At 49.6% G+C, this 7,928-nt stretch carries 6 protein-coding genes and 2 pseudogenes; 4 read left to right on the forward strand and 4 right to left on the reverse strand.

All coding sequences use genetic code 11. From position 1 onward, the window contains the following. Positions 1-198 precede the first annotated feature (198 nt). The 3 genes from LIX15_RS29690 (at position 199) to LIX15_RS29700 (ending at position 2,646) form a co-directional block, all read left to right on the forward strand. Positions 199-846, forward strand: coding sequence for a helix-turn-helix domain-containing protein (locus tag LIX15_RS29690; RefSeq protein WP_227778583.1), 648 nt, complete (start codon positions 199-201; stop codon positions 844-846). 326 nt (positions 847-1,172) lie between these two features. After that, on the forward strand, positions 1,173-1,544 hold the full coding sequence (locus LIX15_RS29695; RefSeq protein ID WP_227778584.1) for a DUF5518 domain-containing protein: 372 nt from the start codon (positions 1,173-1,175) through the stop codon (positions 1,542-1,544). Between the two features lie 586 nt (positions 1,545-2,130). Further along, a complete protein-coding gene (locus LIX15_RS29700; protein ID WP_227778585.1) occupies positions 2,131-2,646 on the forward strand; it encodes a cupin domain-containing protein in 516 nt (171 codons plus the stop codon). Between the two features lie 190 nt (positions 2,647-2,836). Here LIX15_RS29700 and LIX15_RS29705 read toward each other — a convergent pair whose 3' ends face one another. The 4 genes and pseudogenes from LIX15_RS29705 to LIX15_RS29720 form a co-directional block, all read right to left on the reverse strand. Beyond that, entirely contained in the window at positions 2,837-3,691 is an 855-nt protein-coding gene (locus LIX15_RS29705; protein ID WP_227778586.1) for an NmrA/HSCARG family protein, read from the reverse strand. A 296-nt stretch (positions 3,692-3,987) separates the two neighbouring features. Further along, on the reverse strand, positions 3,988-4,617 hold the full coding sequence (locus tag LIX15_RS29710; protein ID WP_227778587.1) for a helix-turn-helix domain-containing protein: 630 nt from the start codon (positions 4,615-4,617) through the stop codon (positions 3,988-3,990). 268 nt (positions 4,618-4,885) lie between these two features. Then, positions 4,886-5,388, reverse strand: a pseudogene (locus LIX15_RS29715) (transposase); the annotation flags it as partial. Positions 5,389-5,407: 19 nt separating this feature from the next. Next, a pseudogene (locus tag LIX15_RS29720) lies at positions 5,408-6,556 on the reverse strand (aminotransferase class V-fold PLP-dependent enzyme). 172 nt (positions 6,557-6,728) lie between these two features. Here LIX15_RS29720 and LIX15_RS29725 point away from each other — a divergent pair. Beyond that, positions 6,729-7,079, forward strand: a complete 351-nt coding sequence (locus tag LIX15_RS29725; RefSeq protein ID WP_227778588.1) for a hypothetical protein — start codon at positions 6,729-6,731, stop codon at positions 7,077-7,079. Positions 7,080-7,928: the final 849 nt, after the last annotated feature.

The following is a 7,928-nucleotide window of genomic DNA, read 5'->3' on the forward strand; positions in this document are numbered from 1 at the left end:
GACCGTTTCCTCGGACCGCGTGTGGTCAATTGCAGCTCTCGACAAGCCGAGCGACTGTTTGATCGAGTCGATTCGAGGTCGTTTGAGTGAGTTTGCAGTCATCACTCTTCGATAGGCGTCCCTTGAGCCTGACTCTGAGTATGAATATTTTAACACCTTTATGTACATAGCGGTATTTCAATAGACTGAGGAACGTGTATGGTCGAAGTCCGTCTGGAGATCAAGGCACCCACAAGCGAGTGGTACGTCCAACTCTCTACCGAGCATCCGGCCGACGTACTGAATCTACTGACGCTCTACGATGAGGGCTCACGACTACTCGGCGTATTCGAAGTAGAGACAACCGATCTCGACGCCCTACAGAGAACGCTAGACGAGATTTCGTCTATTATCGACTATGAGGTTATTCATACCGACGAAGGCTTTGCCGTCATTAAGTACAGGGTGACTGAGTCACTCGTCTATTCGGCCACGGTGACGTCGGGAACACTTCCGCCAGCCTCGGTCAGGGTTCAGAACGGTGTAATGTCCGTCGAAATAAAGATGCCACACACCCAATTGTCGGACATAGTTGCTGCTATCGAAGCGGTTGGAGGATCGTGTGAACTCCTTTCAGTCTCTGGAACAGGGGGTGCCGCAGGCCTCCTAACCGATGGTCAACACCAGTTTGTAACCGAAGCGGTGAGATACGGTTACTACGACACACCACGACGACGTACGCTGTCCGAGCTAGCCGTCATGCTTGATGTCTCACCCGCGGCCGCGAGTACGATGGCCCATCGGGCCGAAGAGCGGATTGTCAAAGAGTTCGTTCAACGAGCCAACGGATCGCTGCCCAGCGAGTGACCTTCGAATTATTCGAACGACACGTGGCTCTCGCTTCGGTCCGATTCCAAAATCCTACGATAGAGTTGGGGTGATTGCCGCGAATGAATGGTTCAGAATTCGAACGGAGATCTGGCAGAGAGCAACGATCTATTTCCATTTGGAACGTAATCGGTATGCGCTGCTCTCCACGGATTTGAGGACCCCGAAGCACGTTGTGTACAGCTAGTGCTGGTCCTGTCGAGAATCTATAGGCTGATTACTCCCCCGTTCTGCCCCCGATTTGGCTGTGTTAGCATGTTAACATGTTTGCTTACTCGGCTGTGCCGCGAACATGAGGATGCACCATGAAAGCAGAATGGAGCATGAACTGGAAGGCAATTGGAACTGGACTCGTCATCGGCGCCATTGTGGCGTTTGTTGGTGAGGGAAGCGCGTTTGGAGAGATGATATTCCCCGAAAATGCTGCGTACGTACTCGCCGGATTGTTCGGTGGCGTGGTAGCTGGCTACCTCCGCGGCGATTCAACGCGGGCGGGTGTGTATGCTGGTGGAACCGTGGGTATCATCGGCAGTGTTGTGACGCTACTCACGACAAGTGTCGTTTACGCGGGGGGTCGGAGTCTGGGCCATCCCAATCGCGGGGCTAGTATTTGTCATCCCTGGAATTGTTGGTGGTTCAATTGGAGGGATTGCGAGCCGCAGCCGGCCAGCTCGTGATTCGGCGAAGGGAGCCGCATAGTCAGCGACACATTATTCGATGGAGTTGTAGAGTGGAATATCTTGATCTAGAAAACGGGAATTATTTTATAGAAATATTTTAATTATAATTACTATATCGTGTCTTGAATTCAGTCATATGTATTAAGTGCGCCAATCTCAACTTCTGTTGGCGTGGAAAATGAGACTACAGCCAGTATAGAAGCTTCAAAGTCAAAATTGTGACTGATCTACCGATCTGCAATCGCTTCACATTGGGATTCCAAATCCAATACTAGTTATTATTCTGCCTTATAAATTATTATATAATTATTCTAAAGCTGTCGCTTATCCACAGCGTTGACTACGTTGCTTCACGGCTTTAGCCGATTCTTGTCTACTTTAGCAGGCTCAGAACCGTGTTTGCCGTCACAAGTGTTGACCTCTTTTATTCACTTTTTATGCAAATTTACACCGATAAAAGCAACCAGTCAAAGAAGAGTGTCACTCCTCACCCTTCATTGTTTAGCAGCCATAACTGCAAACATGTTTACGGCTAGGACTAAGTAATTCATTCTCTTCTTAAGATATGAGAGCCATAATACCCATGACCAATTTACCCCCGGACAACCCGCAGCGTGATGTTACAACCATTCAGCCAGACGATCCGGATCTACCACACATATCCATCGTTGGTGACACGTACACAATACTCCTTTCAGGAGAGGACACGGCCGGCAAAATGTGTCTCATCGATATGTATGTCCCACCCGGTGGTGGACCCGGTCCTCATCGCCAAGACTTCGAAGAAACCTTTGTCATTACCAAAGGGGAAATCGACTTGACGGTTCGAGGCGAGCCAATCAGAGCTGAAGCTGGTGAAACCATTCATATTCCAGCTAATGCGCCGCACATGTTCACGAACACTACTGACCGGTCAGCCCGAATGTTGTGTATATGCGAACCGGCTGGACAAGAGGAATTCTTTCTCTCCGCTGGTGTTCCAGTTGAGGGAAGAACGTCAACCGCCGAGCTCGACGAGGAAGCCATAGAAGAACAACTAAACAGAATCGAAGCACTTGCCCCGGAGTACAATACAGAATTGCTGGGGACTCCAGAGTAGTCGAGTCCAGTTTTCGAGTCGAAAATATTGACTCACAACTCTTGAGCCAGCTACTGCAGACCAATCTCGCTGCGGGTGCCTTCCTCTTGCTCATCTATGGCAGTGGCGACTCCGAACAACTGGCGGTTTTTCGGGAAACTATGAACAGAACTTGGTTCATTGGCCCCATCCTTGCTCGCGAAGGGATTGTTCAAGTCAAGTGAGGGAAACCCCCATAGTCGCGTTCGACCGATTCAATATTGTTATTGAGATCGTGGGTATTGTGCCATTCAAACATCCTGACTAAGTCTTCGCCCACGATCTCGCCGGCTGAATTGATTAATCCTTTACGAGCCACTTCGACCGGCACATATTCCGGTGTGACAGTTGCCCCTGTGACAGCGGTGAAGACCTCGGCTGCGCTCTCAAGTGTATGTTCATCACCACCGAGTTCGATGACTTCATTCAAAAATTCTGCTGGTCTCGCAAACACAGTCGCGGCGAACATACCGACATCTTCGAGGTGAAGCATCTGTCGTGAAGCCCCCTTGGTCATTGGCATCGAAAGAGTTCCGTTCAGAATTGCACCACGCTGAGATTCAAAATTCTGCATAAAGAACCGTAGTCGAATGATCGTCGTGGGGAGGTCGAGTTCACGAATACGTCCTTCTATTTCCGACTTGGATTCGATATGTTGAATTCCAGTGTCGCGATCGGCTCCAGCGACGGAACTAAATAGGAAGTGGTCAACTCCTCCGTCGGCAGCGACTTCTGCCATGTTTATTCCTTGTTTGACTTCCCCCTCGAAATCACCTTCTCCGAATGTCGTTACACAGTACACTGCCTCAACTCCTTCAACAAGAGGAGTTAAGCTCTCTTTGGTCAATAAATCTCCTTGAGCTACACTTGCACCTTGGTCGCTAAGAAATTGTGCGCGATCACTCTCGGGACTTCGTGTCAATGCGTGAACGTCAAATTCCCCGTATTCACCTGACAGTAGATGGTTAACGACTGTGCCGCCTTGGCGGCCTGTTGCGCCGGCAACTAAGACACTGCGATCAGTCATCGTGACTTCCCAGTCGTTCTATGGAATCGTTGAATGTCGAGCACGAGTCGGTGGTGGTCTCCTGTGTCGTCATTAGATATATTGCGATGGCTTGCTGCTTGGCCGTTATCGTGAACATGTCCAGGGTGAGCTAATTCGAAGAAAATGGACTGTGAAATATTCACTAAGTGAATGGTGTAACGATCAGACGATCTCTTTACCTCCGTAGATTCTACAACATCGGCTTCGACAATTCGCCACTCTGAGCTCTCCCATCGGACCGATATCTCAAGAACGACCGCTCCATAGTATGGGTTTCAAATCGGCGGCTTGCCGAGAAACTGCTTGATGATTCGTCGCTCAGCACGGTGGAGAATGCCGCTTGCAGCTCCCTTGCTAACATCGTGCAATTCGGCAAGTTCGGTAAGTGTACACTCGCGCGGACTATCGTAGTACCCGCGTTCGACCGCTTCGGTGATGAACTCCTGTTGGCGATCGGTCAACAGGTCAACTGAGTCGGTTGACTGCTGGATAATTCCAACATCGTAAGTGACCTCAGCGAGGTCAAAAGCATCCTTGAGTCGTGACAGTTGTTTGTTGGAGGTCGTCAGATCGGCAATTGCCCATCCGTTTCTGATCGGGAGCGGGAACTGAATGAGATTCCCTGAACTGAGAATAGCTTCGTGTGGCGCTGGAACGTAAGAAATTTCGTACTGAATGACGGTTCGTTGGTCATCAGTGTGGAGCACTTCGTATTCGGGAAGCAGGTCGTCATCGTCAAGTGACCGGACAAGTGGCGGAGACATCGGCGTCTCGATCGAAAGAATCACCAGCAGTCCGTCCTCGGTCGGGAAATTGGACATAATCCGCAATTCAAGATCCGAATGGGTTGTCGAGAGTGTGCCGAGTTCGCCGGGGACTTTGAATCTGATTTGTGCTCTAGGCATATTCTCTGTTTGACGCGCGCGGGCATGCTCGTGACGGAGAACATCCATTGGTGGCAGACTGTCGGGCTACAAACAGTGGATCGCTGCGTCGATTCGATCTCTTCACATCATTTACTACGGGCAATAATGTGTTGGCGGTTGTCGTAAACATGTTTAGGTCCGCTCTAGAGTTCCGAACCATCTTAAAAAAAACTCTACTCGTGAAACGACCGATATCGGTCCATCACGGACTGAAATCATAACTCCCCACCAAACTCGACACTCGGTTCTAACTAATGCTAGTCCGTTTTAGTAGCGTTAGGACCGTGTTTGCTGTCACGATCGGCGCGTGCTCGTACTCACCGGGTACTGCGACCTGGACGAGGAGGTCAACTGCGCACCAAATCGAGTACAATAGGCAGACGAACGCGAAGTAGAATCACAGCATGGACGATTTCGACGTCGTCGCAGCCATGAACCGCTTGATGGACTTGTAGCCGCTCTTGATTTCCCACCGGTGGGCGTACTTGGAGAGAAATTCATTGCCTTGATTCGACATGCACACGGACTACTCCCAGTGATCGTCGTGGTCAGCGTTTTCCTTCTGACGGTGAGCCCCGTTTTGTGCCACTCGTTATCCTCGAGGTGGAGCTTCCGATCAATTTCATATCTATCTTGATCACACTGGAGGAGTCGCTTTGCCTGGGCTTTCTCACTGGTCTACATTCGTTTGGGTACGACATAGTCCGCGCTGGCGATAGCGTCGAGAATATGCTGGCTGTCGAACTCGCGGTACGATGTCATTCAACTACTAATTACTAACAGAGACATTAGTTAGTAGGTCACCCAGCTCATCAATCTCTTCGATTGTATTGTACAAGTGGGGGCTGATTCGGAGGTTCCCTTCTCGTAGTGCCGTATGAAATCCAATTTGGGAAAGCTTCACGTGGGTCTCTTGAACAAGTTCCTCCGTCGGATGGTGGAGAACAACGATGTTGGCGCGGCGTTCCGGCTCATTCGGAGTAAGGACACCAAATGGACTCGATTTAACCCCCTTGATGAGCCGATTCACGAGCCGTTCGCCGTGATTTGCGATACTGTCGATTCCTATATCGTTGAGGTACTCGATAGAGGCAGTCCACGGCATGAAATTATTGAAATTAGCTGTTCCGAATACGTCTAAGCCAGAAGTTCCGAGGTCCGTCCGCAGTGGCAGATTCTGCATCTCATCAAGCGGTCTTCCTGCTTGCATGGGTAGCCAATAGGCCTGGACTGGAGAAAGCGATTTAATGACTTCCGGCGCAAGCCATGTAAAGCCAGTCCCATATGGCCCACAAAGCCATTTGTACCCACAACTGGCCAGAACATCGATGGGAGTGTTCGTAACATCAATTGGTCGAGCACCCACGCCTTGCGAGCCGTTCAGCACGAAAATTACATCATTATCGTTACAAACTTCCCCAATACCATTAATATTGAGTCGGCGACCCGTAAATGAGTCAACTCACGTTGTACAGAACACGCGAGTCTGAGCGGTTATTGCATCGGAAATCTGCTGGGGAAGTTCGATGGCAGCATCCTGGTCGATAAACTGGAGGCGGACACCTTGCTCTTCAAGAAGTCGCCAAGGGAGGATTGTAGCAGGGAAGTCACCCTCAACGAGCAGTACTTCGTCGCCCACATTCCAATTAAGGCCTCGTATCAGCAGGTGAAGACCATATGAGAAGCTATTTCCAAGAACTATTTCGTCTGGCGAGGCATTGACCAGCGTTCCTAACATGCGCTTGAGGCGGTTCGGAACATCCCAGAATGCTTGGTTCGAGAGTCGATGAGGAGCCTGTTTCAAAGCAGTGGCTTCCTTGATTGCATTGACGGCTGGTTTCGGTAATGGGCCTTGATGTGCACAGTTTAGCCATACCTGCCCATCAAATGATCCAAAATCTGCTCGCCAGTTGGTCATGAGATTACTACTCTCAATTACTACTACGTAGTTTTGCAAGAATATCAAAATATCGACATAGTTGATGACATGAGCATGGGATTCTACTTGTTTTTGTCTCCCGCTGAAACGGGGTCACACGATGATTTTCCAACCCTATATATTGCACGTTTTTCGTACTCTCAGTGTAGACATGTCATCAACAACGTATTCCGAGCCGCAGTACGACATCCACTGGGATTCGTATCTCTCAGTCGAGGAGGATGCTCCTCCCTTCCGCATTGGTCTGCGGTATATACGAACGGCGAGCGACGACCCGAGTATTCACGACCTCATCGGAGACCTCTACCTCGATGATGTCCCCGACAATCGAGCGACGTGGCATCGCAACTACACGCACCTCGCCCCGTGGCTAAAAGCACATATTCTCCGCGAGGCGATGGAATGGAAGGAAACACGGCTTGCCCGCTATTTCGAACAGAACCCGCGTTACCGCTCATCGACTGGCATTCACCGCGTCGAAATGGATTCTAGCCGATGCTGATCTGCTTCAGCAGTGTGAGCACCGAGTTACCCGTCACAATAAGCACCCGTTCGTACATCTACCCATGTCTGAAAATTGTATTTCTCGCTTATTTGATCGTGCATTGAGTGCGCCTGTCTCAACTACTGTAGCGGGTTGGAAGTTGAGACTACATAGGCTGTGACATCCTCGCCCGCCGTTTACGGCCGGATTCTCTCGCTGATGAGAGATGGTTCTTTGATAGAGTAGTATTCTACTCCTAGTTTGTGTGGGTTCAACACATATGCATTGAGCGTACCAGTCGCAACTTTTGGTCTGTGGAATCCATAAAGCAGCATTCCGTGTATATCTGACTGTACTCAATCATCCATACAGCACAAGAGCCGAAATCCGACGACATTCTCGACCATGATCAGAGTACGATCGGAAAACAACTGAAACCGATGTATGACCAGGACTTGGTCACTCGATATCCGCGCACGGTCACTAATGGTGGTGTCAAGTATCTGCTTGTTGCTCAACCACTCGCAGAAACCATCGATTGGTTACAGAAGGAGATGTCGGCATGGATTTAAACGGTTGTGAGTCAATTGAGGGAACTTCAAACAGATTAGTGACGAGAAGCAAGCAATCCGTCTATTCTCATTTTCAGAAGCAGATTGTATCAGGACAATCGAGTGACTGGAACTTATAACAGACATGTAGATTTGTTTCCTTTGAATCCTAGATTTCCTATGTTTCCTACAAACCCTCTATTTCCTGCTTTTCCTTGAATAGCCAACGCACGATCTACAAACTTCTCGGAGTCTCCTTCTGTTTCTCCTATCTTTCCTATGTCTCCTACACAGCTCGTTCTCCGTCTTCCCATAA

Source organism: Haladaptatus pallidirubidus (assembly GCF_020700235.1).
Classification (GTDB): domain Archaea; phylum Halobacteriota; class Halobacteria; order Halobacteriales; family Haladaptataceae; genus Haladaptatus; species Haladaptatus pallidirubidus.

Excerpts from the sequence above, each read along its gene's own strand:
- LIX15_RS29705 (WP_227778586.1), bottom strand. The coding sequence starts at position 3,691 with ATGACTGATCGCAGTGTCTTAGTTGCCGGCGCAACAGGCCGCCAAGGC.
- LIX15_RS29725 (WP_227778588.1), top strand. The coding sequence starts at position 6,729 with ATGTCATCAACAACGTATTCCGAGCCGCAGTACGACATCCACTGGGAT.
- LIX15_RS29700 (WP_227778585.1), top strand. The coding sequence starts at position 2,131 with ATGACCAATTTACCCCCGGACAACCCGCAGCGTGATGTTACAACCATT.
- LIX15_RS29695 (WP_227778584.1), top strand. The coding sequence starts at position 1,173 with ATGAAAGCAGAATGGAGCATGAACTGGAAGGCAATTGGAACTGGACTC.
- LIX15_RS29710 (WP_227778587.1), bottom strand. The coding sequence starts at position 4,617 with ATGCCTAGAGCACAAATCAGATTCAAAGTCCCCGGCGAACTCGGCACA.
- LIX15_RS29690 (WP_227778583.1), top strand. The coding sequence starts at position 199 with ATGGTCGAAGTCCGTCTGGAGATCAAGGCACCCACAAGCGAGTGGTAC.